This window comes from Plantactinospora sp. B24E8 (assembly GCF_039871735.1).
Lineage (GTDB): Bacteria > Actinomycetota > Actinomycetes > Mycobacteriales > Micromonosporaceae > Plantactinospora.
The window spans coordinates 312018-336967 of the sequence record NZ_JBDPMH010000001.1 but is presented as its reverse complement, the minus strand read 5'-3'; the positions used below and the strand labels follow the sequence as shown (position 1 = coordinate 336967).

General features: G+C 72.5%; 19 protein-coding genes. 12 read left to right on the top strand and 7 right to left on the bottom strand.

Annotation, left to right across the window (positions count from 1 at the left end):
- Nucleotides 1–279: 279 nt before the first annotated feature.
- Genes ABGB21_RS01590 through ABGB21_RS01580 form a run of 3 tightly spaced genes read left to right on the top strand, consistent with a single transcriptional unit; the run spans nt 280 to nt 5266 of the window.
- Nucleotides 280–2253: an ABC transporter gene (locus ABGB21_RS01590; protein ID WP_347658191.1), complete on the top strand. Its 1974-nt coding sequence runs from the start codon at nt 280–282 to the stop codon at nt 2251–2253.
- Nucleotides 2250–3971 (top strand): GTPase, encoded by a 1722-nt coding sequence (locus ABGB21_RS01585; RefSeq protein WP_347676078.1) that lies wholly within the window; start codon nt 2250–2252, stop codon nt 3969–3971. Before ABGB21_RS01590 ends, ABGB21_RS01585 begins: the two co-directional genes overlap by 4 nt.
- 56 nt (nt 3972–4027) lie before the next feature.
- The gene (locus ABGB21_RS01580; protein ID WP_347676076.1) at nt 4028–5266 is read left to right on the top strand and encodes a hypothetical protein; all 1239 of its coding nucleotides are present in this window, start codon (nt 4028–4030) and stop codon (nt 5264–5266) included.
- A 55-nt stretch (nt 5267–5321) separates the two neighbouring features.
- Here the strand turns inward: ABGB21_RS01580 and ABGB21_RS01575 are convergent, their stop codons facing one another.
- Nucleotides 5322–6851 carry a M28 family metallopeptidase gene (locus ABGB21_RS01575; protein WP_347676074.1) on the bottom strand — a complete coding sequence of 510 codons (1530 nt, stop codon included), beginning with the start codon at nt 6849–6851 and terminating at the stop codon, nt 5322–5324.
- A gap of 346 nt (nt 6852–7197) precedes the next feature.
- Here ABGB21_RS01575 and ABGB21_RS01570 point away from each other — a divergent pair, with 346 nt between their 5' ends.
- A complete protein-coding gene (locus tag ABGB21_RS01570; protein ID WP_347676072.1) occupies nt 7198–7878 on the top strand; it encodes an NUDIX domain-containing protein in 681 nt (226 codons plus the stop codon).
- Between the two features lie 60 nt (nt 7879–7938).
- Here ABGB21_RS01570 and ABGB21_RS01565 read toward each other — a convergent pair whose 3' ends face one another.
- On the bottom strand, nt 7939–8805 hold the full coding sequence (locus tag ABGB21_RS01565; protein ID WP_347676070.1) for a hypothetical protein: 867 nt from the start codon (nt 8803–8805) through the stop codon (nt 7939–7941).
- Between the two features lie 506 nt (nt 8806–9311).
- On the opposite strand from ABGB21_RS01565, the gene pdhA reads away from it, so the two are divergent.
- The 7 genes from pdhA to ABGB21_RS01530 all read left to right on the top strand — a co-directional run bounded on the left by pdhA (nt 9312) and on the right by ABGB21_RS01530 (nt 19246).
- A complete protein-coding gene (gene pdhA / locus ABGB21_RS01560; protein ID WP_347658185.1) occupies nt 9312–10496 on the top strand; it encodes a pyruvate dehydrogenase (acetyl-transferring) E1 component subunit alpha in 1185 nt (394 codons plus the stop codon).
- Nucleotides 10496–11485 (top strand): alpha-ketoacid dehydrogenase subunit beta, encoded by a 990-nt coding sequence (locus ABGB21_RS01555; protein ID WP_347658184.1) that lies wholly within the window; start codon nt 10496–10498, stop codon nt 11483–11485. Before pdhA ends, ABGB21_RS01555 begins: the two co-directional genes overlap by 1 nt.
- A 5-nt stretch (nt 11486–11490) precedes the next feature.
- Complete coding sequence (locus ABGB21_RS01550; protein WP_347658183.1) at nt 11491–12957, top strand: dihydrolipoamide acetyltransferase family protein; 1467 nt, start codon at nt 11491–11493, stop codon at nt 12955–12957.
- A 251-nt stretch (nt 12958–13208) separates the two neighbouring features.
- Entirely contained in the window at nt 13209–13340 is a 132-nt protein-coding gene (locus ABGB21_RS01545; protein WP_331213831.1) for a hypothetical protein, read from the top strand.
- 361 nt (nt 13341–13701) lie between these two features.
- Nucleotides 13702–16389: a hypothetical protein gene (locus ABGB21_RS01540; RefSeq protein ID WP_347676068.1), complete on the top strand. Its 2688-nt coding sequence runs from the start codon at nt 13702–13704 to the stop codon at nt 16387–16389.
- A gap of 252 nt (nt 16390–16641) precedes the next feature.
- The gene (locus ABGB21_RS01535) at nt 16642–18477 is read left to right on the top strand and encodes an NHL domain-containing thioredoxin family protein (RefSeq protein WP_347658207.1); all 1836 of its coding nucleotides are present in this window, start codon (nt 16642–16644) and stop codon (nt 18475–18477) included.
- 91 nt (nt 18478–18568) lie between these two features.
- Complete coding sequence (locus ABGB21_RS01530; RefSeq protein ID WP_347658180.1) at nt 18569–19246, top strand: hemolysin III family protein; 678 nt, start codon at nt 18569–18571, stop codon at nt 19244–19246.
- A gap of 70 nt (nt 19247–19316) precedes the next feature.
- On the opposite strand, the gene ABGB21_RS01525 is transcribed toward ABGB21_RS01530, so the two are convergent.
- Nucleotides 19317–19592 carry a DUF6458 family protein gene (locus tag ABGB21_RS01525; protein ID WP_347658179.1) on the bottom strand — a complete coding sequence of 92 codons (276 nt, stop codon included), beginning with the start codon at nt 19590–19592 and terminating at the stop codon, nt 19317–19319.
- A 186-nt stretch (nt 19593–19778) separates the two neighbouring features.
- Between ABGB21_RS01525 and ABGB21_RS01520 the strand changes: the two genes are divergently transcribed.
- On the top strand, nt 19779–20378 hold the full coding sequence (locus tag ABGB21_RS01520) for a histidine phosphatase family protein (protein ID WP_347676066.1): 600 nt from the start codon (nt 19779–19781) through the stop codon (nt 20376–20378).
- Between the two features lie 64 nt (nt 20379–20442).
- Here the strand turns inward: ABGB21_RS01520 and ABGB21_RS01515 are convergent, their stop codons facing one another.
- From ABGB21_RS01515 to ABGB21_RS01500, 4 genes are all read right to left on the bottom strand, one after another.
- A complete protein-coding gene (locus ABGB21_RS01515; RefSeq protein ID WP_347658177.1) occupies nt 20443–20712 on the bottom strand; it encodes a DUF6458 family protein in 270 nt (89 codons plus the stop codon).
- A 200-nt stretch (nt 20713–20912) separates the two neighbouring features.
- A complete protein-coding gene (locus ABGB21_RS01510) occupies nt 20913–22793 on the bottom strand; it encodes an acyl-CoA dehydrogenase (protein ID WP_347676064.1) in 1881 nt (626 codons plus the stop codon).
- A gap of 123 nt (nt 22794–22916) precedes the next feature.
- The gene (locus tag ABGB21_RS01505; protein WP_347676062.1) at nt 22917–24053 is read right to left on the bottom strand and encodes a PP2C family protein-serine/threonine phosphatase; all 1137 of its coding nucleotides are present in this window, start codon (nt 24051–24053) and stop codon (nt 22917–22919) included.
- 195 nt (nt 24054–24248) lie between these two features.
- Entirely contained in the window at nt 24249–24890 is a 642-nt protein-coding gene (locus tag ABGB21_RS01500; protein WP_347676060.1) for a septal ring lytic transglycosylase RlpA family protein, read from the bottom strand.
- Nucleotides 24891–24950 lie beyond the last annotated feature (60 nt).

The following is a 24950-nucleotide window of genomic DNA, read 5'->3' as shown; positions in this document are numbered from 1 at the left end:
TCGCTTCGTTACTCGGCAGGTGACGGGCACCGCCCGCGAGACACCCACCACAAGTTGAGTGGACCGGACTCAATAGTGCCACGATCGCCGACAACATCAAAGTCAGACTTGAGTCACATCGACGCAACCACCCGTCGGATCGTACGAGCGGGGACGTCCGGCCCCAGATCGACATCGACCGGGGTCACGACGGGTGCCGGGCCGACCGGGCCGGCGAGGCGCTGATCCATAACAACGGTGCCTGTTGTCTGTGTTGCAGGGATCGGGCAGTCTTTACCCGTGACGACCCATGGCGATCCGGCCACCGGCCTCGGCATGCCCACGGTCGGAACGCCACCGCCCGACGGTGACGAGCGCCCCGACCAGGGCGGTACCACCGCCGCCGGCAACACAAGCACCGCCGGCCCCAGGGGCGACACAAGCACCACCGGCCCCACCGGCACCAGCAATACCAACGGCACCAGCAATACCAGCGGCAGCACGGGCACCGGCGCCGCCGGGCCGGTGACCGCACCCGATCTGCGCCGGGCCCTCGTCGACCTGCGGGCCGCGATCAACACGACCTCGTACCCGTTGACCCTGCCCGGGGTCGACGAGGCCCGCCGGGTCGCCACCGCACTCGTCGGCCAACTCGACGACTACCTCCTGCCCCGGCTCTCCCGACTCGACGCGCCGCTGCTGGTCGTGGTCGGCGGCTCCACCGGCGCCGGCAAGTCGACGCTTGTCAACAGCCTGGTCCAGGCCCGGGTCAGCGCGGTCGGCGTCCTCCGGCCGACCACCCGGTCACCGGTGCTGGTCTGCAGCCCGCTCGACACGACCTGGTTCCGGCGGGGCGAGCTGCTGCCCGGACTGACCCGGACCAGCGAACCGACCGACCGGCCGGACGCCGTACAACTGGTCGCCGCGCCCGCCCTCCCGGCCGGGCTCGCCTTCCTTGACGCGCCCGACATCGACTCGGTGGTCGACGCCAACCGGGCCCTCGCCGCCCAACTGCTCGCCGCCGCCGACCTCTGGCTCTTCGTCACGACCGCGGCCCGGTACGCCGACGCCGTCCCCTGGGAACTGCTGCGTACGGCACGACTGCGTGGCACGGTGATCGCCCTGGTCCTCGACCGGGTACCCCCGGCGGCCAGCACCGAGGTGACCGAACACCTGACCGGGATGCTGGCCGCCAACGACCTGGCCGGCGCGCCCCTGTTCGTCCTGCCGGAGACCGTGGTCGACGGGCAGGGGCTGCTCCCCGGCCGGCTCACCGAGCCGCTGCGCGCCTGGTTCAACCGGCTCGCCGCCGACGCGGACGCCCGCTCGGCGGTGATCCGGCAGACCCTCGACGGTGCCATCGCCGCGCTCATCCCGGCGGTCGACGGGCTGGCCACCGCCGCCGACCAGCAGGTCCAAGCCGCCGAGGCGTTGGACGAACGGGTCCGGGCGGCGTACCGGACCGCCCGGCGCTCGGTCGAGCAGAGCCTGCGCGACGGCCGGCTGCTCCGAGGCGAGGTGCTGACCCGCTGGCAGGAGTTCGTCGGCACCGGCGAACTGTTCCGCAGCCTGGAGGCGTGGATCGGCCGACTCCGGGACCGGCTCGTCGCGGCCGCGACCGGGCGCCCCGCCCCGAACACCCAACTCCAGACCGCGATCGAGTCCCAGCTGGTCACGCTGCTGCGGGAGGCGGCGGCCGCCGGGGCCGAGCAGAGCCACACCGCCTGGCAGGCCCATCCGGCCGGCGACGCCCTGCTCACCTCCGATCTGGCCCGGCCGGGCGCGGACCTGCCCGAACGGGCGGAACGCCTGGTCCGCGACTGGCAGCGCGGCGTACTGGAGCTGGTCCGTACCCAGGGCGGCGACAAACGGTTCGTGGCGCGCGGTGCGGCGTACGCGGTCAACGCCACCGGGCTCGCCGTCATGATCGCGGTGTTCGCCTCCACCGCGTTCATCCCGACCGGGCTGGAGGTGGCGGCGGCCGGGGGCACCACCGTGGCCGCGCAGAAGGTCCTCGAAGCGATCTTCGGCGACCAGGCCATCCGCAGCCTCGCCACCCGGGCCCGCGGCCGACTGCTGGACCTGGTCGACCAGCTCCTGCACGAGGAGGCGGCCCGGTACCTGGCCCGGACCGCCGCGGTCGGGGTCGACGCCGGTCCTGGTGAACGGCTCCGGACGACGGCCGCCTCGGTCGACGCCGCCCGTACCCGGACCGCGCTGACCACCGACACCGCCGTCCTGGCCGGCCAGCACGGCACGGAGGCGGGCCGGTGACCGACATCCTCGGCCGGGTCCGCGACACCCGCCGGCCCGACCAGCGGTCCGACCCCGACCGGCTGTTCGAACGACTGGACGCGGTGCACCGGTTCGTCCGCGCCGTCGACGGCCACCTCCCGGACGACCGGCTGGTAGCGGCACACACCCTGATCGAACGCGCCGGCGCCCGACTCGCGCTCTCCCCGAACCACACCGTGGTCGCGCTCGCCGGTACCACCGGCAGCGGCAAGTCCAGCCTGTTCAACTCCCTGGCCCGGTTCGAGATGTCACCGGTCGGCGTCCGACGCCCGACGACCGGGGTGACCCACGCCTGCGTGTGGGGGCCGTTGGAGGGCGCCACCCAACTGCTCGACTGGGTCGGCGTACTGCCCCGGCACCGGTTCGTCCGGGAGAGCGCGCTGGACGGGGCCGACGAGGCCGCCCTGCACGGGCTGATCCTGCTCGACCTGCCCGACTTCGACTCGGTCGACCACACCCACCGGGCGGAGGTCGACCGGCTGCTCGGCCTGGTCGACCTCGTCGTCTGGGTGGTCGACCCGCAGAAGTACGCCGACCGGGTGCTGCACCGCGGCTACCTGCGGGAGTTCCGCCGGCACCGGGACGTCACAGTGGTGGCACTCAACCAGGCGGACCGGCTGCCGCCGGCCGAGGTACCCCGGGTCGTGGCCGACCTGCACCGGCTGCTCGACGCCGACGACCTCGCCGGCGTTCCGGTGCTCGCCACCTCGGCGCTCACCGACGCCGGCACCGCGCCGCTGCGCGGCGCCCTGGAGCAGACGGTCGCCGAACGACGGGCGGCGCTGCGCCGGCTCTCCGGCGACGTCGACGCGGTGGTCGAGGGACTCGGCGAACTGGTCGGCACCGCCCCCGCCGAGGAGGACCTCGACCGGCCGACGATGCGCCGGCTGATCGACGCGCTCGCCGGCGCGGCCGGGGTGCCGGCGGTGGCCGAGGCGACCGAGCAGGCGTACCGGCACCGGGCGGTCGCGGCGACCGGCTGGCCGCTGGCCCGGGGTTGGCGCCGGCTGCGGCCGGATCCGCTGCGTCGACTGCACCTGGCCGGCGCCGCCGGCGACACCCCGTCGTCGGACGGAGAGCGGGACAGTCTGGCCTCGAACGGAATCCTGCCCCCGGTGCCGGCGACCTCGGTACCGGAGCCGACCGCGGCACAGCTCGCCGCGGTCGGACTGGCCGTCCGGGCGGTCGCCGAACGGGCCGGCGCGGCGCTGCCGACCCCGTGGTCGACGGCGGTGACCGCGGCTGCCCGGTCCCGGCTCACCGACCTGCCGGACGCACTCGACCGGGCGGTCGCCGGCACCGACCTCGGGCTGCCCCGCACCCCCGCCTGGTGGCGGGCGGTCAACGGACTGCAGTGGCTGGTCACCGTCACCGCGGCGGTCGGACTCGGTTGGCTGCTGCTCGGCTACGCGGTCCGCGCCCTCGGCTTTCCCCCACTGGAATACCCGATGGTCGGCGTCGCCCCGCTGCCCAGTCTGCTGCTGCTCGGCGGGCTGCTGTCCGGGGTGGCGCTGGCCCTGCTGACCAGACCAGTGATCCGCTGGGCCGCGCGTCGGGCGCGGTGGCGGGCCGAGGGGCGGATGCACGACGCGGTGGCCGAGACCGCCCAGCGGTACGTCATCGTGCCGGTCCGGGTGGTGCTGCGGGCGTACGCCGAGGCCCGGGCCACGCTGGCCGTCGCCGCCGGCCCCCGCTGAACGTGCCCGGCGCGCTGCTGGTGTTGGACGGCGGCCGGCGGGCGTAGGGTCGGAGCATGGCCCCGCCGCAGAACCCCTTTGACGCCGTACTGCACGCCGCACGTGACGTGGCGAAGCTCGACTGCGCCCTGGACGCGGAAATGCTCGGGGCGGCGCTGCTGGGCAGCGTCTACGCCATCGCGGACGAGGACCGCAATGGTGTGGTGCGCACCTTCGTCAGCGACTTCCTCTCCGCGACCGCCCGCCGTCGGACCGCCGCCGCGACCACCATCCGGACCGTCTTCGCCGCCCTGGTGCCGGATGCCGACGGCGCCGCCGGGGTCAAGCCCGGCACGCAGGCGCCGTCCTGGTCCGACCAGCTCGGCAAGGTGCGGCTGACCGGCAGTTACGCCTACGGCGACGTGTACGGTGACCAGACCTCCTACCTCGCCACCTTCGCCTACGACGACAGCGCCTCGGGCGGGCCGGAGCACGCCGTGGTGGCCCTGGTCGACCACAACATCGGCATCACCAAGGACGTTTTTGTCGGTGGACCGGCCGAGCGGATCCTGGAACAGGTCCGGCAGATGTGTGCCGACGACGCGCTGACCTGGTTCCGCGAGGAGGACCCGTCCCGGCTGCGCCGCGAGGTGGCCCGGCATCTGGACATCACCGACGAGTTGGAGGCGCTGCCCCAGGAGGGTTCGCTCGCCACCGACCGGGCCCTGGTCGGTGCCCGGCTGGCGCTGCTGCCGACGTCGACCCTGCCCGACGACAGCAACAACACCGGCACGCCCGAACCGCTCTCCGCCGCCGACCGGGACCGGCTGGTCCGTGCCTTCCTCTCCGCCCCGGAGGCGGCCCGGCTCGGGCTGGACCGGCTGCCCGAGGCGGATCTCGCCTCCCTGCACTTCTGCCTCAGCCTGGTGCTGGACCACGCGGAGTCCTTCCCGGACCCGGACCCGATGCGGTGGAGTCCGGCGGTGGCCGGTCTCTTCCTGCTCGACTGGGTGCACCGGCGGGCCGTACTGGACATGGACGACGCCGCGCTGCTGCCCCGGGTGGTCCGCGGCTGGGCCGGGTACGCCGCCCGGCTGCGCGGCCTGCCGGCCGAGGCGGTCAGCCAGACCGACGAGGCTGTCGAGGAGATGGTGCCGGAGTTCGTCCGGCTCTACACCACCGGTGAGCGGCGCAGTCCGGCGACGGCGGCGGTGGCGCAGCTCATCGCCGACGGGGTGGATCCGAGCGACCCGGCGGCGCTGGACGCCTGGATCGAGGCGAACCGCCAGCGGCTCGACGACGACAACCCGGCATAACCGGAGAACGGGGGCGGCGCGTCGGCCGCACCGCCCCCGTCTGGTCCGCACCCGGTCAGATCGCCACGTCGTGCTCTTCGTGCAGACCGCCACCGCCGCCGGCCGGCGCGGTGGTGCCCCGGGCCGGCCCGTTGGTCGGGGCGTTCAGGCCACGGGTGTCGAAGGCGTACGTGATGATCGCGTGCGCGATCGCGTCCGACATCTCGTCGATCGCCTTGGCGCTGACGTTGTTGATGTCGTCGCAGCGCTGGTGGTAGCAGGGGTCGTACGGCTGGCCCGCCGTGCCGCCGTAGGCGGCGGCCTCCTCGGCCGTCTTGATCAGCTCGGCTCCGGTGAAGAGCCCGCCGGACGGGATGTCGACCCCGGCCGCGATGAACGGTCCGTAGTCGCTGCGGCCGGAGAACGGGGTCTCGGCCGAGTCGAGCCGCTGCGACGCGAAGTAGTCGTGGAACAGCTCCTCGATCGCGCCGGAGCCGGGCGGTCCGGCGGCGGAGCCGGTGCCGGGCGGGAAGGCCGAGTTGTCACCGTCGTAGACGAACCGTACGTAGTTCGGCGAGCCGACCATGTCGAAGTTCAGGTAGAGGGCGATCCGGTCCTGCTCGGCCTGGGAGAGGTTGGCCACGTAGTACGTCGAGCCGACCAGGTTGGCCTCCTCGGCGCCCCAGAGCGCGAACCGGATCCGGTTCTTCGTCGGGATCCAGCGCATCTGTTCGGCGATCTCCAACAGGGCGGCGCTGCCGCTGCCGTTGTCGTTGATCCCCGGTCCCTCGGGGACCGAGTCGAGGTGGGCGCCGGCCATCACCACGTTGTCCGGGTCGCCCCAGCGGGACTCGGCGAAGATGTTCTCGGTGCTGGCCATGCCCCGGTAGGTGTCGGTGAAGACCCGCAGGGTGAGGCCGCCGGCGACCTGGCCGACGAGTTCCTGGCCGAGCGCCTGGGTGATGCCGACCGCCGCGAAGTCCAGGGTGTACGCGTTGCCGAGGGTCCCGGAGAGGTCGCCGCTGGTGTTGTTGTAGATGACCGCGGCCGCCGCCCCGGCCTGCGCCGCGTTGGCCGCCTTCTGTCCGAAGGGGCAGGTACCCCGGCTGATCAGCACGATCGTGCCGACGTTCGCCGGGCCGAAGTCGCCGGCAGCGCAGCCCTGGGCGTCGCTGGCCGGCACACTGGCCGGCGCGGTGACGTCGGCGCTGCCGGTGTAGCTCATGATCCGATGTGGCAGGTCGCCGGCCGGAGCCGAGACCCGCTGCAGCTCGGACGGGGTGTTGATCAGGAAGGTCTGGAAGTCGAACTTCTGCCGGGTCACCCGGTAGCCGGCCTTGCGGAAGACCTTCTCCGCGTAGTCGACCGACCGGTCGTAGCCGGCGGCGCCCGAGGCCCGGTTGCCCCCGTTACGGTCCGCGATCTTCTGTAGTTCCTTGGCGTGCTTCAGCACGCCCTTGGCGGTGACCGTCTTGCGCAGGACCCAGGAGCCGAGGTCTCCCAGGCCGCCGGCGTGCGCGGGGGCGGGTGCCGCCACCACCACGAGTGCTGTCACGAGTCCGGTGGCCAACAGGCCCCGACTCCACCTACCGCTGGTACGACCCACGCCGCCTCCTGTCAGATCCCGGGTTTTTCCGGCCCGTCGGCTTCGGGGTTCCCACCCGCCGAGTGCAGGGCTTTCACCCATCGAGGGAGATCAGCATAGTCAGGGGTCACTGAACGGTGAATAGGCCGCCGGGAGCGTGCTGACTGGACGGTAGGGCGGGTTTCCGTACGCCCCGGCCCTGGTACGCAGGTCATGTCGGCGGCGCCGACGGTATCCGTCGGCGCCGCCGAAGGCCGTCGTTGCCGGTCGACGACCCGAGCCGAGTAACGAATCCGGTACGGCCCGTTTCTCGTCCTACTGACAGTAATCACTGTGGTAGCTTCTCGTCAAGGTGGTGATAAATCCGATGACCGAGTACCCGCCCTTCGCGGTCACCGTCGACCTGGTGGTGCTCACCGTGCGGGACGACGAGTTCTGCGTACTGCTGGTACGCCGGGGCGTGCCGCCGTACCAGGACCGCTGGGCGTTACCGGGCGGATTCGTCGGCTTCGACGAGGACCTGCCGGACGCCGCAGCCCGGGAACTGACCGAGGAGACCGGTGTTCCCGAGCCGGTCGGCCACCTCGAACAACTCGGCACGTACGGCGGACCGAAGCGCGACCCGCGTGGCCGGGTGGTGACGGTGGCGTACCTGGCCCTGCTCCCGGACCTGCCGACACCGGTCGCCGGCACCGACGCGGCGGCCGCGGACTGGCTGCCGATGTCCCGGATCGCCGACGCCGAGCTCGCCTTCGACCACGACCTGATCCTGGGCGACGGACTGGAGCGGGCCCGGGCCAAGCTCGAGTACACCCCGCTGGCCACCGCCTTCTGCCCGCCGGAGTTCACCATCGCCCGGCTGCGCACCGTCTACGAGACGGTCTGGGGGACCCGCCTGGACCCCCGCAACTTCCACCGCAAGGTCACCAGCACCCCCGGCTTTGTCGAATCGGTCGGTCGGGCCACCGAGGGCGACCGGGGGCGACCGGCCCAGCTCTACCGCCGCGGTACGGCCGAACTGCTGCACCCGCCGATGCTCCGCCCGTAGGGAAGCTGCCCTTCCTGTCGCTTTCGGTACCGGAAGGGCCCTTCCTGACGCCCGTCCGGGTTACGACGGCGTCGGCGACAACTCCGGCTCCCGCGACGACTCCGGCGAGGACGTCGACTCCGGCTCCGGCGAGGGCGAGGGTGACGACTCCGGCGAGGACGTCGACTCCGGCTCCGGCTCCGGCTCCGGCTCCGGCTCCGGCTCCGGCTCCAGCGAGGGTGACGGTGACGGTGACGGGTCAGCCGGGCCGCTCGGCCGGGGCGAGGTGGTCGGCGGTGGTCCGGACGACGGCGAGGGTTCCGGTGACGGCGACGGGTCGGTCGGGCCGGGGGACGGGTCGGTCGGCCCCGGCGACGGGTGCGGCGACGGTGCGGGGTCGGTCGGCCCGGGTGTCGGCACCGACGGCTCGGTCGGGGTGGTCGGGGCGGGGTTCCCGGGTGACGGTGGACCGGTCTGCGGGGCGGGAGGTGGGGCCGGAGGCGGCGGGAGACCGGGGATGGGACCGGGCGGGCGTCCGGTGAACGGGCCCGGACCGCCGGGCGTCGATCCGGCCAGGTCGGGCAGCCCTCGCCAGCCCAGCCGGCCGGCCCCGTCGCCCGTACCGGCTGGTCCTGAATCGTCGGCGGGCGGGGTCGGCAGCGGCACCACCTGCCCGCCGCCGGGCGGTGGAATGAACGGGACGCTGCCGGAGGACGGCGGCATGCCGTCGTTGACCGTCGCCGAACCGCTGCCGATCGCGGCGAGGATCGGCAGCGACGAGGTTCCGGCCAGCAACGCGACGGTGAACAGGTAGCGCCGGGTGGGTCCGGCCAGCCCTTCGGCCCGGTGCACCCCGGTCACCCGGCGGTACCCCACGTGCGCGCCACCGGACCGGCGATGCCGGGCCAGCAGCATCGGAGCTGGATCGTCGTGGCCGTGTGTGGGCACCGGAACACTCCTCGTTGTCACCATCCGGCCGGTCCGAGACCAGCCGGGCACCTCGCCATTGAGCAGGGGAAACGTTCCCCGCTCCGGGCGCCGTCCGCCGATGTCAGCTAAACGCAGTAACGGAGTGTTGGCCAGCGACACACAGTGTGTCAGGGCTCGAGTTTCGACAGAACCGGTCGACGTACCTCAACAAATCACCGCATGTGTGGCGAACCCGGCGGCCTTCCAAGATCCGCCAGAGGCCGACCTGTAACTATCCTGACCTGCTCTGCGAATATGGACCCGACGGCAACGCGGCCTCGACCTTCGCGCACCCTGTGATCGGCAGGACGCGGCGCCGACGCTCGGTGGACCAGGCTCGGCCTGAACCTGGTTCACGCCGCGTGGCAGCCCCTACCGGGGTCAGGCGCGGCAGCCACCCCCGGGCCGGCAGCAGCCGGACCGGCGCACGAGCTGCGCGGTCGGGACACCCCCGGTGCCGACGCACGAACGACAGGGAGATAGGGATGGCGAAGGGCGATCCTCCGGGCACGGGCCGCGGCAGGCGGACCACGACCCGGGCTGCGAAGCCTGCCGGGAAGACCCCAGCTACCGGGGATCTCGTGCAGCTGCTCACCCCGGACGGCGACCGGATCGACAAGGTCACCTGGATCGACGGTACGGAGTACAGCGTCGACTTCACCGACGCCGAGTACCGCGACCTCTACCGGGATCTGGTCCTGGTACGGCGGCTCGACGCCGAGGCGACCGCACTCCAGCGGCAGGGCGAACTCGGCATCTGGGCCAGTCTGCTCGGCCAGGAGGCGGCCCAGGTCGGCTCCGGGCGGGCCCTGCGACCGCAGGACATGGCCTTTCCGACGTACCGCGAACACGGCGTGCTCTACTGCCGGGGCATCGACCCGATCATGCCCCTGGGCCTGTTCCGCGGTGTCGACCTCGGTGGCTGGGACCCGAACGAGTTCAAGTTCAACATGTACACGATCGTCATCGGGGCCCAGACGCTGCACGCCACGGGCTACGCGATGGGCGTGACCATGGACGGCAAGACCGGCACCGACGACGGCGAGGCGGTGATCGCGTACTTCGGTGACGGCGCCTCCGCCCAGGGTGACGTGAACGAGGCGTTCATCTGGTCCGCCGTCTTCAACTCCCCGATCGTCTTCTTCTGCCAGAACAACCAGTACGCCATCTCCGAACCCCTGGAGCGGCAGACCCGGATCCCGCTCTACCAGCGGGCCGCCGGCTTCGGCTTCCCCGGCGTACGGGTCGACGGCAACGACGTGCTCGCCACGTACGCGGTGACCCGGGCGGCGCTGGACAACGCCCGGCACGGTCAGGGCCCCACCCTGATCGAGGCGTACACGTACCGGATGGGCGCGCACACCACCACCGACGACCCGACCCGGTACCGGATCGCCAGCGAGGTGGAGGCGTGGCAGGCCAAGGACCCGATCGCCCGGGTCAAGGCGTTCCTCACAAAACAGGGTATCGCCGACGACAGCTTCCTCGCCGAGGTCGACGAGCAGGCGAAGCAGGAGGCGCTGCGACTGCGTGAGCGGGTGCTGGAGATGCCCGACCCGCAGCCGCTGACCCTCTTCGACAACGTCTATCCGCACGGCTCCCCCGAGGTGGACGCCCAGCGGGAGTTCATGAGCCGTTACCTGGACTCGTTCGAGGGGAGCGTGCACTGATGGCCACCGAGACCCTCACCATCGGCAAGGCGATCAACCGTGGCCTGCGCCGCGCCCTGGAGCACGACCCCAAGGTGATCATCATGGGCGAGGACGTCGGCAAGCTCGGCGGCGTCTTCCGGATCACGGACGGTCTGCAGAAGGACTTCGGCGAGAACCGGGTGATCGACACCCCGCTCGCCGAGTCCGGCATCATCGGCACCGCCGTCGGCCTCTCCATCCGCGGCTACCGGCCGATCTGCGAGATCCAGTTCGACGGCTTCGTCTACCCGGCGTACGACCAGATCGTGTCCCAGGTGGCGAAGATGCACTTCCGCTCGCAGGGCAGGGTCAAGGTGCCGATGGTCATCCGGATCCCGTTCGGGGGCGGCATCGGCGCGGTCGAGCACCACTCGGAGTCGCCGGAGGCGTACTTCGCGCACACCGCCGGTCTGAAGGTGGTCGCCTGCTCGACGCCACAGGACGCGTACACGATGATCCAGCAGGCGGTCGCCTCCGACGACCCGATCGTCTTCCTGGAGCCGAAGCGGCGCTACCACGAGAAGGGCCAGGTCGACCTCGACGCCCCGCTCGCCGAGGCGTACCCGCTGCACTCCGCCCGGGTGGTCCGGCCCGGCCGGGACGCCACGCTGCTGGCGTACGGGCCGATGGTGCGGGTCGCCCTGGAGGCGGCGACCGCCGCCGAGGAGGACGGGCGCGACCTCGAGGTGATCGACCTACGCACGCTCTCCCCGCTGGACCTCGCCCCGGCGTACGAGTCGGTGCGGCGTACCGGGCGGTGCGTGGTGATCCACGAGGCGCCCGGCAACCTGGGTCTCGGCTCCGAGATCGCGGCCCGGATCACCGAGGAGTGCTTCTACTCCCTGGAGTCACCGGTCCTGCGGGTCACCGGCTTCGACACCCCGTACCCGGCCGCCCGGCTGGAGGAGGAGTACCTGCCCAACCTCGACCGGGTGCTCGAGGCCGTCGACCGCAGCTTCGGGTGGTGACGCCGATGTCCCGAGTACGCGAGTTCCCCCTGCCCGACCTGGCCGAAGGGCTGACCGAGGGCGAGATCATCAAGTGGCTGGTCCAGGTCGGCGACATCGTCGAGTTGAACCAGCCGGTGGTGGAGGTGGAGACCGCCAAGGCGGCCGTGGAGATCCCGGCGAAGTGGGCCGGCCGGATCACCGCCCTCTTCCACGAGGAGGGCACCGTGGTCGACGTCGGTACCCCGATCTTCGCGGTGGACACCGAGCCGGACGCCGGCGACCTGCCGGTGCCGTCGGCGGCCTCGCTGGCCGCCGTCGAGATCGCGCCCGAGGAGGGCGCGGTCGAGCCCGGTCTGATCGGTGGCCCGGCGCCGGGCGGTCGGACGGCCGTGCTGGTCGGCTACGGGCCGAAGACCGGTGCCGCCAAGCGTCGGCCGCGCAAGGGCGCCCCGGTGACGAACGGCACTCCGGTGGTCAGCCGGCCGGCCGCCACCCCGGCTCCCGCGCCGGTGCCGACCCAGCCCGTCCCGCCGGTGGTGCCGGCCCAGCCGGCAGCGGCCGTCGCACCGGCGCCGAGGCAGGGCGCCGACGCCCTGGTGCTGGCGAAGCCGCCGGTACGCAAGCTCGCCAAGGATCTCGGGGTGGACCTGCGTACCGTCACCGGGACCGGACCGCTCGGTTCGATCACCCGGGACGACGTACACCAGGCGGTGGCCGGGACGGCGACGGTGGCCGAGCCGACAGCCGGTACGGCGACCGCGACCGCGACGGCGACGGCGGCCTTCGGGCCCGACCGTGAGCAGCGGATCCCGGTCAAGGGGGTCCGGAAGCTGACCGCACAGAACATGGTCAACTCGGCGTTCAGCGCGCCGCACGTGACCGAGTTCCTGACCGTCGACATGACCCGGTCGATGAAGGCGCTGGACCGGCTGCGTGAGCGGCGGGAGTGGCGGGACGTCCGGGTGTCGCCGCTGCTGCTGGTGGCGAAGGCGGTGCTGCTGGCCATCCGTCGACACCCGATGGTCAACTCGACCTGGACCGGCGACGAGATCGTGGTCAAGGAGTACGTCAACCTCGGTATCGCGGCGGCGACCGAGCGTGGCCTGATCGTGCCGAACATCAAGGACGCCGGCCGGCTCACCCTGCGTGAACTGGCGGACGCGATGACCGGACTGGTGCAGACGGCGAAGGCCGGCCGAACCGCCCCGGCGGAGATGTCGGGCGGGACGTTCACCATCACCAACGTCGGCGTCTTCGGCGTCGACACCGGTACGCCGATCCTGCCCCCGGGCGAGTCGGCGATCCTGGCGTTCGGCGCGGTACGGGAGATGCCCTGGGTGCACAAGGGCAAGGTGAAGGTCCGCCAGGTGACCACCCTGGGTCTCTCCTTCGACCACCGGATCATCGACGGTGAACTGGGGTCGAAGTTCCTGCGTGACGTGGGCGACTTCCTCACCGATCCGGAGGCGGCCCTGCTGGCCTGGACCTGACGGAGCGTTTCCCCGCCGTGACGCGGCGGTGGACACCGGGCAGCCGGTGTGTCTCGGGTAACCCCCGGGCACACCGGCTGTTTCCATTAGGTTACGAAGAACCATCGATCAGGGATGGCCACACGCCTAAGATTCTTCGGTCGGTGGCGCACCTCACCTAATAATCGTTGGCACTGTGGTCCGCTGTGCGGTTCAATGGACTCATCAGGCGCGAAGACAACCGAATAGCAGGGGGCGCACCACCAATGAGCATGATCGACCGATTCCGCAACCGTCGGAACAGCGCGCGTCGCGCGCGGGCGATCGAGCGCGCACTGCGGGCCACCAACTCGCCCGCGGTACGTGACGAGATCCTCATCGCCGCGCAGCGTTTCTACGGCTGAACTCCACAGACTCTCCTCATCTCCGCACCAGATCGACGGCCCACCCGGTCCTCCCCGGGTGGGCCGTCGGCGTTCCGGAACCGCGAGCCACCGGGATTCCGTCGCCCACACACCGACCGGTACGGTTGGCACGGTCGTCGCCCGACCGGCCGCCCGGCTTCCGGGCGGACCGCGACAGCTTGATGCGCTCGGCACCTGGGCGGCACGGGGCGACCGGTGCTGCCCAGGCGGCCCCGGTCGAGACCGGCTACGGTGCGAGAAGCTTGCCCAGCCGGTTCCGCGCCGCCGTCCCCCGGCAACCGGGCCGGAGAAACGGCGCGCGAGATCGGCGCGGCCGACACGTGATTGAGGAGGCGCGCGCATGACGTCCGAGGAATCGCAGCACCCCGGCCGCTGGCCGGACGAGGCTGCGCCGGGCGCCGCAGGCCCAGCCCCGTACGGCAGCAACGCACCACACGACGACCGGTTCCCGCCGCAGGGAGCCGGTACCCCGCCGCCCGATTTCGGGTGGGCACCTCCGCCGCCACCGGCCGGCCGCGCCAGCGCCCCCGGACCGTGGGACGAGCCCGCCGGAGGCCAGCCGGGCACCCCCGGCTGGGGAGCCCCCGGGGCCGGCGCCCCGCCGCAGCAGGACGCCTGGGGAACTCCCCCCGCCGCTGCACCCCGCCCGGCCGGTGACGCCGGCAACTACCCACCGGAATGGGGCCCCGCCCCCACCACCGACGGTCCACCGCCGTGGGCCGGTCAGGCGCCGTCCGCCGTACCGCCCGCGCCACAGAGCGGCCCGCCGGTCGCGTCACCGGGCGGCCCGACGCCGTACCCCGGATCCGCCGGCGACGCGGGCGGGCCGCCGAACCAGCCGCTGCCCAACCGGGGCGCCGCGGCCATGCCGGAGCCCTGGCCGGCGAGCGAGGCCTGGGGCTCGGCCAACCCTCGGCCGGAATCCGGCCCGACCGACTCCCCGCAGTCGCCACCGGACTTCTCCCGACCCGCCGACGCGAACCCGGGCGACGGCTTCCCGTCCCCGGCGTCCTGGGCCCCGTCGGTGCCGACCTGGGGGCCACCGGCCGGCGCCGACGGGACCCCACCCGGCACCTTCGAGGCGTCCCGGCCCGCGGCTGACCGGGGCGAACCGGCCGGGTCGGGCGGCGGCTACCAGCCGCCTCCGGCCCCTGCGTTCGCCGCCGGCAACCCGGTGCCGCTGCCGCCGCAGGAGACCCGGATCCCCGGGGCGAGCCTGGCGGCCGAACCGCCGGCCGACTACCCGCCACCCGCCGACTTCGGCCCGCAGCCCGGCTTCGGCGCTTCGTCCGACGTCGCGGCGGGCCGGGAGCCGGGCGGTTGGACGCCGGGCGGTTACCCGGATGCCGCGGCCGAGGCGGCTCCGCAGTCTCCCGCCCCGCAGGTCCCGCAACCCCGTACGCCGAACGAGTCGGCGGTCGCCGGCCGGGTCTCCGTACCCGGGGTGGGGCAGCCGGAGGCCGAGCCTGCCCGGGCGGCTACCGGCCGGGCCGTGGCGGGCAGTGCCGCCGTACCGCCGGCGAGCCGGGTCGCCCCCGGTGACCTCGGCGGCGCGGCGCAGATGCCCGCTCCGCAACCCCGGGTGTACGGCCGCCCGGCCGGCGCGGACGAGGCCGAGCAGCCGAGCACCGCCGAACCGGGCTGGGCGGCCGACCGGCCGAACGTGCCCGAGCAGCGTGGCTGGGAGGCGGACCGGCCTGGTCCGGATGCTGGCGACCAGCCTGGCGCGGGCGTCTACGGCATGCCGCCCGCACACCCCGGGCCGGGCGCGGCCGCCGACTTCGCCGCACCCACCACCCGGGTCGGTGCCCCCGGCGCCGACGCCGCACCGGCCGGACTGCCGCACCAGCGCCCCGCACCGGGCGACTTCGGACCGGACAACTTCGCCGGACCCGGCGGCCCGTTCGGTGCCCGACCCGGCGACCACGCCGGCCAGAACGGTGCTTTCGGGGACCGTCCCCGTGACCGCTCCGGCCCTGATGGTCCGTTCGAGCCGGACAACTTCGCCGGTCCGGGCGATCCGTACGGCCCGGGCAACCAACCCGGGCAGGACGGACCCTTCGGACCACGTCCTGGCGACCACCCAGGCCAGGACGGACCCTTCGGAGCACGCCCGGGTGAACCGCCGTTCGGCCCGGACGGCGGCTTCGGCCCCGGCCCGGGCAACCGCCCCGGCCAGGACGGACCCTTCGGACCACGTCCCGGCGACCACCCAGGCCAGGACGGACCCTTCGGAGCACGCCCGGGTGAACCGCCGTTCGGCCCGGACGGCGGCTTCGGCCCCGGCCCCGGCAACCGCCCCGGGGCGGGTGGCCCGTTCGGCCCTGACGGCGGATTTGGTGCCGCACCAGGCGGTCGACCGGGCGACGGGCCCTTCGGCCCCGGCGGTGACGTCCGCTCCGGCGGTCCGGGCAACGCCCCCTTCGGTGACCTGATCGGGCCCGGCGGGCCGGCCGGGCAGAACGGGGCGATGGCCGGCGCGCCCGGCGGGGTCGACACCGACCGGTTTGGCCCGGCCGGATTCGGGGCGCCTCCCGGAGCACCGGCACCTGCCGCGTACCCGCCACCGGCGCCCGGCGGCGCCTTCGGTGGTCCTCCGGCCGGTCCCGGCTGGGGTGGGACGGACGACGCCGAGCACGGCAGGTTCGACTCCTTCAAGCCCGAGCCGAAACCGGAGTCGACCCCCGAACCGCCGGTTCCGCAGGTTCGGAACGGCCGGGTGCTGCTGCTCGTGCTGACCGCCGCCGTACTGCTGCTGGCCATCCCGCTGGGCACCCTCTGGGCGCTCGGCAAGATGGGCGGCGGCGACGCCGGCTCGCCGGCGGGCTTCAACCCGGCGGTGGGCACCTGCGTGAAGGAGTCGGGCAAGGAGCCGGTGGCCGCCGACTGCGCCGAGGACGGCGCGTTCAAGGTCATTTCCAAGGTCGACAACGCGGAGAAGTGCGAGGACCGGAGCCAGCCGACGATCGTGCTGCCCGGTGACAAGAAGGAAGTGCTCTGCCTCCAGCGGGCTGCTACCGCCGGCTGAGCAGAGCTTCCGTGACACCACGCCCCCGGCACCGGGTTCGCCCCGGTGCCGGGGGCGTGTCGGTGCCGGGGGCGTGTCGGTGCCGGGGGCGTGTCGGTGCCGGGGCGTGTCGGGGCAGCGTCGTTGACGTCGACCACCCGGCAGGAGGATCGTGCTCCACCCCGCTCCGGTCACGGGCCGCGCTCCCGAGTGGTTCGGGGGCCGACGGGCAGGCGATCCGAGGCGTTGCGGCAGGATGGGGCCATGGCTGAGATTCGTACCGCCCGGGTCCGCGCTCCGGAGTTCCGGGGACGCGGTTGGCTCAACACGGGCGGTCGGGCGCTGACCCTCTCCGACGTACGCGGCAAGATCGTCCTGCTGGACTTCTGGACGTTCTGCTGCATCAACTGCCTGCACGTGCTGGACGAACTGCGCCCGCTCGAGGAGAAGTACGGCGACGTCCTGGTGGTGATCGGGGTCCACTCGCCGAAGTTCGAGCACGAACGGGACGCCGACGCCCTCGCCGCCGCCGTCGAGCGGTACGGCGTACACCACCCGGTCCTCGACGACCCGGAGCTGATCAGCTGGCAGCAGTACGCCGCGAAGGCCTGGCCGACCCTGAGCGTGATCGACCCCGAGGGTTACGTCGTCGCCTCGATGGCCGGGGAGGGACACGCCGAGGGGTTGTCCCGGCTGATCGACGAGCTGATCGAGACCCACGAGGCCAAGGGCACCCTGCACCGGGGCGACGGCCCGTACGTGCCGCCCGCCGAGCCGGCCACCGTGCTGCGCTTTCCCGGCAAGGCCCTGCCGCTGGACGGGGACACGCTGCTGGTCTCCGACTCGGCCCGGCACTCACTTGTCGAACTGGCCGCCGACGGCGAGACGGTGCTGCGCCGGATCGGCACCGGCGGGCGTGGCCGCGCCGACGGGTCGGCGGAGAGCGCCGAGTTCTCCGAGCCGCAGGGGCTGTGCCGGCTGCCCGCGCACGTGGCGGAGGTCGCCGGCTACGACATCGTGGTCGCTGACACCGTCAACCACCTGCTTCGGGGCGTACGGCTGGCGACCGGTGAGGTCACCACGGTGGCCGGGTCGGGCCGGCCGTGGCGCTCGACGGTCGACGACCACCCGCACGACGCGCTCGCGATCGACCTCTCCTCCCCGTGGGACCTCGCCTGGTACGACGACCGGGTGATCGTGGCGATGGCCGGCATCCACCAGCTCTGGTGGTTCGACCCGATCAAGCGGACCGCCGGGGTGTACGCCGGCACCACGGTGGAGGCGTTGCGGGACGGGCCGCTGCCGGACGTGTGGCTGGCCCAGCCCTCGGGGCTCTCCGTCTCGGCGGACGGTCGGCGGCTCTGGCTCGCCGACAGCGAGACCAGTGCCCTCCGGTACGTCGAGGACGGGGCGCTGCACACCGCCGTCGGGCAGGGGCTCTTCGACTTCGGCCACGTGGACGGTCCGGCCGCCGACGCGCTGTTCCAGCATCCGCTGGGAGTCTGCGCGCTGCCGGACGGCTCGGTGCTGGTGGCCGACACGTACAACGGGGCGGTCCGCCGGTACGACCCGGAGAGCGACCGGGTCTCGACGGTGGCGGACGGGCTGGGCGAGCCGAGCGACCTGGTACTCACCGCCGACGGTGGGGTGATCGTGGTCGAGTCGGCGGCGCACCGGCTGACCCGGCTGGCGCCGGGGGCGCTCTCGGCGGCCGGTGCCAGTACGGTCGCCGGCGCCCGGCACCGGACCGAACGGCCGCCGACCGACCTGGCCGCCGGTGACCTGACCCTGGACGTGATCTTCGAGCCACCGCCGGGACAGAAGCTGGACGACTCGTTCGGGCCGTCGACCCGGCTGGAGGTCTCGGCGTCCCCGCCGGAGCTGCTGCTCGACGGCGCCGGGTCGGGTACCGAACTGTCCCGGCGTCTGGTGCTCAATCGCGAGGTGCCCGAGGGCGTGCTGCAGGTTGTCGCCCAGGCCGCCACCTGCGACGCCGAGGCGGAGTTCGCCGCCTGCCACCTGACCCGGCAGGACTGGGGTGTGCCGATCCGGATCACCGCGGACGGCGTACACCGGTTGCCGCTGATCCTGCGCGGTCTGGACAACTGACGTCGGCTGCCGGGAAGCGGTCCGGACAGCTGGCGGGAACGTGACGCGCGGCACTACTGCCGAGTAACCTACGGTGCCGTAGCCTGAGTGGGTGAGCACTTCCGCACCGATTCGACTGCGCCCCGTCGACCTGGGCAAGCCCCGGATGCGCGGTTGGCTGCACGCGTACGCGTTTTTTGTCGCCCTGGTCGCCGGGGGGGTCCTCTGCGCCGTCGCGGCGACCAGGCCCGGCTGGACACCGCTGGTCAGCTGCCTGATCTACAGCGTCACGGTCTGCGGCCTCTTCGGCACCAGCGCCCTCTACCACCGTCGGGTCTGGTCGGAGCGGGGCTACCAGTTGATGCGGCGGATGGACCACTCGATGATCTTCGTGTTCATCGCCGGGACGTACACGCCGTTCTGTCTGCTGGTGCTCTCCGCGCCGAAGGCGACCGTACTGCTGTCGACGGTCTGGGTGGGTGCGGTGCTCGGGGTGGCGACCAAGCTCGTCTGGCCGGGGGCGCCGCGCTGGGTCTCCGCGCCGCTCTATCTCGCGCTCGGCTGGGTCGCGGTCGCGGTGCTGCCGGACATCCTGCACCGGGGCGGGGTCACCATCCTGGTGCTGCTGGTCGCGGGCGGGGCCGCGTACAGCGTCGGCGCGATCTGCTACGCCCTACGCCGCCCCAACCCCTGGCCCACCGTCTTCGGCCACCACGAGTTCTTCCACGCCTGCACCCTGGTCGCCGCGATCTGCCACCACGTGGCGATCTACTTCGCCCTGTTCACCTGAACCACCACGTTCACCTGAACCACCACGGTCGGAGCGCACGGTGGCACGAAGGCCAGGGACGGGCGGGCGGTCAGAGTGGACGGGCGGGACGGCGTACCTCGCGGTACTCCTCGACAACCCGGTCCTGCTGGCTCGGCACCACCCGGGTCTCCGGGGTCGGCGGCGTGGCGACGACGGTCCGGCGACGGCTGCGCCAGAAGTACGCGGTCATGACCAGTCCCACCACACCGGCGAGCATCAGCACCCAGCCGACGACGTTCAGGTCGAGCCAGCCCGTACCGACGTTCACCGCGAACGCGAGGATCGCGCCCAAGGCGATCAGGAAGATGCTTCCACCGATGCCCATCGTTCCACCTCTCCAGGCAGTCGCCGTGCTGTCGACCGGCCGGAACCGGTCACCGCGCCCGAACGGAACGCGGCACACATCGACATACCCAGGCGGTGGAGAACCGAATCAGGCAAGCTGGTGACAACCTCGCGCAGCGGCGGCGCCGCGGGCGGAACCGGTACCGGGTGGAGGAGTGGGAGCAGCGTGACAGACGACCAGGCGGCCGGTACGGCCGCGACGGGCGGCCCGGACGTACCGGGACCGGTACGGCACCTCGTGCTGCTGCGACACGCGAAGGCCGAACAGCCGACCGGCGGCATGCAGGACGCCGACCGGCCGCTCAGCGCGCGCGGCCACGCGGACGCCGCTGCGGCCGGCGCCTGGCTGCGTTACGCGGACTACCTGCCAGCGGCGGTCGTCTGCTCACCGGCGAAGCGCACCCGGCAGACCTGGCACGACGCCGCGCTCGGCATGGCGGCCCCGCCGACCCGCCCGCTCACCACCCAGCCCGGCGCCGAGACCACGATGGCCGCGCCGACCGTCCGGTACGAGCCGAAGATCTACCACGGGTACGTCGCCGACCTGCTCGACCTGGTCCAGGCCACCGATCCGGCCGTGACCACGGTGCTGCTGGTCGGACACAACCCGACCATCTCCGATCTGTCCACTCTGCTCGATCCGGTGCACGCCGCCCCGGACGGGCTCCGGACCGGCGGGATCGTGGTGCATCGGGTCGACGGCGACTGGGCCGACCTGCGGGAGCAGGCCGGCCCGATCGTCAAGTGGCACACCGCACGCGGCTGACCGGCACGGCTGATTCGGACCGACGGCTGATTTCCGGCGTCCGGCTGATTCCCGGCGTCGCCGGTCAGGTCGGCGGCGCGCTCGGCGGTGGTGGATCCGGTGGTGGCGGCATCATCGCGGTCGGATGCGACAGCCGGTTCTCCTCGACGATCAGCGTCCGAGCCTTCTTCTTCCGGTCCTGCCAGTACCAGAGGGTGGTGAGCAGGACGGCGGAACCCGCCACGATGAGGACCCAGCCGACCGCGCGGAGGTCCAGCCACCAGATGTTCGCCCGTACGGCGAACGTCATGATGGCACCCAGTGCGATGAGGAAAATCCCTGTACCGATGCCCATGTCCGCTGCACTCCCCCGTGCGGTGGTTCGTGGGCTTTCATGACAAATCCGGCTCAGTTCACGAGTCCGGCTAATCTCATAAGTCCAGGCAAAGTGCTCCTGGCTCCGTCTCCAGAATAGCGCGGCGGCCGGCGAGCAGTCCGCTCGCCGGCCGCCGCCTCAGGCCGCTGTCGCACCGGGTGAAGAGCCCCCGGCGCAGCTCAGAAGACGTCCTCCGGAAGGTCCATCAGGTCCGGGTCGGCGCCCTGCACGATCCGCCGGTCGGCACCGATCCGGGGCAGCACCTCACGGGCGAAGAACCGGGCGGCGGCCAGTTTGCCGGTGTAGAACGCCTTGTCCGACTCGGAGACCTCACCGCTGAGCGCCCGCAGCGCCACGTCCGCCTGCCGCTGCAGCAGCCAGCCGACGATCAGGTCGCCGACGGCGAGCAGGAACCGGCGGCTGCTCAGTCCAACCTTGTAGATCGTGCGCGGGTCCTCCTGCGCCTCGCCGAGCCAACCGGTCATCGTGCCGAGCATGGCCTGGACGTCGCCGAGCGCCCGACCGAGCGCGATCCGCTCCTCCTTGAGCTGTCCGTCGCCCTTGTCGGCGGACTCCGCCCCGGCGGCCACCCCCGACTCCACAAAGGCCTGGATCTCCCCGGCCACGGTCAGCAGGCTCTTGCCGCCGTCCCGGACGATCTTCCGGAAGAAGAGGTCGAGGCTCTGGATCGCGGTCGTACCCTCGTACAGGGTGTCGATTTTCGCATCGCGGACGTACTGCTCCAGCGGGTAGTCCTGGAGGAAACCGGAGCCGCCGAACGTCTGCAGCGACTCGTGACCGAGCAGTTCGTACGCCCGTTCCGAGCCGACACCCTTGACCAGCGGCAGCAACAGGTCGTTGACGCCCTTGGCCCGCTTCGCGGCCGACTCGTCACCGGACGCCTCGGCCAGGTTGATCCGGTCCTGCCAGGTCGCGGTGTAACAGACCAGGGCACGCAGCCCCTCGGCGTACGCCTTCTGCAGCATCAGCGACCGGCGGACGTCGGGGTGGTGGGTGATGGTCACCCGGGGCGCGTTCTTGTCCGTCGACCGGAGCAGGTCGGCACCCTGCACCCGGTTCTTCGCGTACTCCAGGGCGTTCAGGTAGCCGGTGGAGAGGGTGGCGATCGCCTTGGTGCCGACCATCATCCGGGCGTACTCGATGATCAGGAACATCTGCCGGATGCCGTCGTGCACGTCGCCGAGCAGCCAGCCCTTGGCCGGTACGCCGTGCTCGCCGAAGGTCATCTCGCAGGTGTTCGAGACCTTCAACCCCATCTTGTGCTCGAGGTTGGTGGCGTAGACCCCGTTGCGCTCACCCAGCTCGCCGGTCTCCTCATCGAAGTGGAACTTCGGCACGACGAACAGCGACAGGCCCTTGGTGCCCGGACCGCCGACACCCTCGACGCCGACCGGCCGGGCCAGCACGTAGTGGATGATGTTGTCGGTCAGGTCGTGCTCACCGCTGGTGATGAAGCGCTTGACACCCTCGATGTGCCAGGAGCCGTCCGGCTGGGGGACGGCCCGGGTCCGTCCGGCGCCGACGTCCGAGCCGGCGTCCGGCTCGGTGAGCACCATGGTCGAGGCCCACTGCTTCTCGACGAAGAGCTTGGCCCACTTCTTCTGCCGCTCGGTGCCCTCGCGGTAGAGGGTGTGTGCGAACGAGGGGCCACCGGCGTACATCCACAGTGGTGCGTTCGCGCCGAGGATCAGTTCGGCCGCCGACCACCACAGGGCGCGGGGGGCCTGGGTGCCGTCCAGCTCGGCGGGGAGGTCCATCCGCCAGAACTCGGACTCCATCAGTGCCCGGTACGACCGCTTGAAGACCTCCGGCAGCGGCGCGGTGTGGGTGGCCGGGTCGAAGACCGGCGGGGTGCGGTCGCTTTCGGCGTAGCTGGCCGCGAGTTCGGTCCGGGCCAGCCGGTCGACCTCGGCGAGCACGCTGCGGGCGGTGTCGGCGTCCAGTTCGGAGTACGGGTCCCGGCCGAACGCCTGGTCCGCGTCGAAGACCTCGAAGAGGTTGAACTCGAGGTCGCGCAGGTTGCTCCTGTAGTGGGTCATGGCATTTGCCCCCGCCTCCGAACACGTGTTACCCGACAGTAACTCGAGTCATATTACTCGCGGGTAGAAAACTCCGGTCCCACCCGCCCGAGTGATGACCGCCACACCCCGGCGGCGGCCCGCTCAGCCCTCCGAACCCCCGACCTCCCAGCTCGGTACGGCCACGGTGGTTGCCGGGCGCGGCCCGGGGTACTCCAGCAGGACCAGGGCGATGTCGTCGTCGAGTCGACCGCGCACCCATTCCACAAGCGCGGTCTCCAGCGAGGCCAACCCGTCGCCGACCGTGCCGTGCCCGAGCAGTCGCCAGGCCCGGTCCGCGGTCGGGAAGAACTCGCCGTCCCGGCGCGCCTCGCCGAGCCCGTCGGTGAAGAGCAGCAGCCGGTCACCCGGCTCCAGCCGCTCGACCCGGGGCCGGACCACAGGCATGAAACCCAGGGGCGGCGCCGGCGCCGGCGGCTCCAACGGGATCACCTGACCCCGACGGAGCAGCAGCGGCGGCGGATGGCCACAGTTCACGATCGTCAACGTGCCGCCCCGCTCCTCGACCAGCGCCGCCGTGACGAAATCCTCGTCACCGACGTTGCGGGCCACTGCCCGGTCGAGGTCGGTGACGATCGCCCGCAGGTCCGCCCGCTCGTAGGCGACGTGCCGGTACGACCCGAGCACGATGCTGGCCAGCCGGACCGCGTCCAGCCCCTTGCCCCGTACGTCGCCGATGAGGACCCGTACCCCGTACGGGGTGTCGATCGCCTCGTACAGGTCACCGCCGATGTCCGCCTTCGCGGTGGCCGAGATGTAGTGGCCGGCCACCGCCAGACTGCCGACCCGTGGGCCGACCGGCCGCAGCACGGCCTGCTGGGCCACCGAGGCGAGCTTGGACAGCTCGACGATCTGCTCCGCCTGCCGCTGCCGGAGCACCGCGAACAGCACGGCGATCGCGGTCGCCAGGACGATGCCGACGACGTCCACCGCCGCCGCCTCCGAGGGGAGGTACCCGCCGCTGGCCAGCGACGCCGCGAGTCCGGTGGCCAGCGTGCCGATGACGAGCACCATCGGCCAGGACCCGAACGCGGCGACCAGCGAGGGTGCCAGCACCGCCAGGGCCACGAAATTGATCTTCGATTCCTGGTGCCTGTCGGCCAACTCCACCGCCGCGACGAGCGCGAGCAGCACGAGGGCCGCGCCGAGACCGGCGCGGGAACCAGGGCTCAGCGGGCGACCGCCCGATGGCATCAGTTGCATGGGTACGCGGAACAGCATGCCTGATCGACGCGGGCGATTGAACGAAGTTGGCTCCTCGTCCGACCGGGTTCTGGCCACTGGCGCATCCAACCCTCGCGGTTCCGCCGGACTTCCTCAGGCGGTCAGCCAACGGTTGCAGGTCGAATGAACATTCCGCGTCCGCCCGGTCCGGCGGCCCGACCCGGCCACCCGCCCACGGGCCCCGGATCCGGGTCAGCCGAGGATCTGGTAGGTCACGTCGACCTCGCCCTGGCCGAGTGGGGCGATCGCCGCGAACGCGGCCCGGGACAGGTCGATGCACCGGCCGTCGACGTACGGGCCACGGTCGTTGATCCGGACCACCACCGACTTGCCGTTCGCCGGGTTGGTGACCCGTACCCGGGTGTTGAACGGCAGGGTCTTGTGCGCGGCGGTCAGCGCGTCCGGGTTGAACGCTTCCCCGTTCGCGGTGACCTGCCCCTGGTCGTAGTACGACGCCCCACAGGACCCGGTGCCGACCACCTGTTCGCTGTTGGTCTTGGTGGACGACGGCTTCTTGGTCGCGGTCGGCCGCTTCGTCGGAGTCGAGCGGGACGGCGTCGGCCGGGTGGTCGACCTGGAGGCGTGCTCCGGTGACCGGGTCGGCGCGGCCGTGCTCGGGCTCGGGGTGGGGGTGCCCGGCGTCGCGGTGGGGGTGTCCAGGGCGGTCGGCGTCACCGGGTCCGCCACGGACGACACGGCTGCGGTGTCCGGTCCGGCCCCCAACTGCACCGCCCCGGCAGCACCGCCACCGACCAGTGCCACGGCGACCGCACCGGCCGCGACCAGGCCGGTCCGCGACCTGAAGAACCGTCCTCGGGCATGCTTTCCCGCCACCGGCCCGTCCTCTCGTACGACGACTGAGATCGGGTCGGACCGTAACGAGAGCGGCACTTC

Excerpts from the sequence above, each read along its gene's own strand:
- ABGB21_RS01580 (WP_347676076.1), top strand. The coding sequence starts at position 4,028 with ATGGCCCCGCCGCAGAACCCCTTTGACGCCGTACTGCACGCCGCACGT.
- ABGB21_RS01570 (WP_347676072.1), top strand. The coding sequence starts at position 7,198 with ATGACCGAGTACCCGCCCTTCGCGGTCACCGTCGACCTGGTGGTGCTC.
- pdhA (WP_347658185.1), top strand. The coding sequence starts at position 9,312 with ATGGCGAAGGGCGATCCTCCGGGCACGGGCCGCGGCAGGCGGACCACG.
- ABGB21_RS01555 (WP_347658184.1), top strand. The coding sequence starts at position 10,496 with ATGGCCACCGAGACCCTCACCATCGGCAAGGCGATCAACCGTGGCCTG.
- ABGB21_RS01550 (WP_347658183.1), top strand. The coding sequence starts at position 11,491 with ATGTCCCGAGTACGCGAGTTCCCCCTGCCCGACCTGGCCGAAGGGCTG.
- ABGB21_RS01545 (WP_331213831.1), top strand. The coding sequence starts at position 13,209 with ATGATCGACCGATTCCGCAACCGTCGGAACAGCGCGCGTCGCGCGCGG.
- ABGB21_RS01540 (WP_347676068.1), top strand. The coding sequence starts at position 13,702 with ATGACGTCCGAGGAATCGCAGCACCCCGGCCGCTGGCCGGACGAGGCT.
- ABGB21_RS01525 (WP_347658179.1), bottom strand. The coding sequence starts at position 19,592 with ATGGGCATCGGTGGAAGCATCTTCCTGATCGCCTTGGGCGCGATCCTC.
- ABGB21_RS01515 (WP_347658177.1), bottom strand. The coding sequence starts at position 20,712 with ATGGGCATCGGTACAGGGATTTTCCTCATCGCACTGGGTGCCATCATG.
- ABGB21_RS01510 (WP_347676064.1), bottom strand. The coding sequence starts at position 22,793 with ATGACCCACTACAGGAGCAACCTGCGCGACCTCGAGTTCAACCTCTTC.
- ABGB21_RS01505 (WP_347676062.1), bottom strand. The coding sequence starts at position 24,053 with ATGCTGTTCCGCGTACCCATGCAACTGATGCCATCGGGCGGTCGCCCG.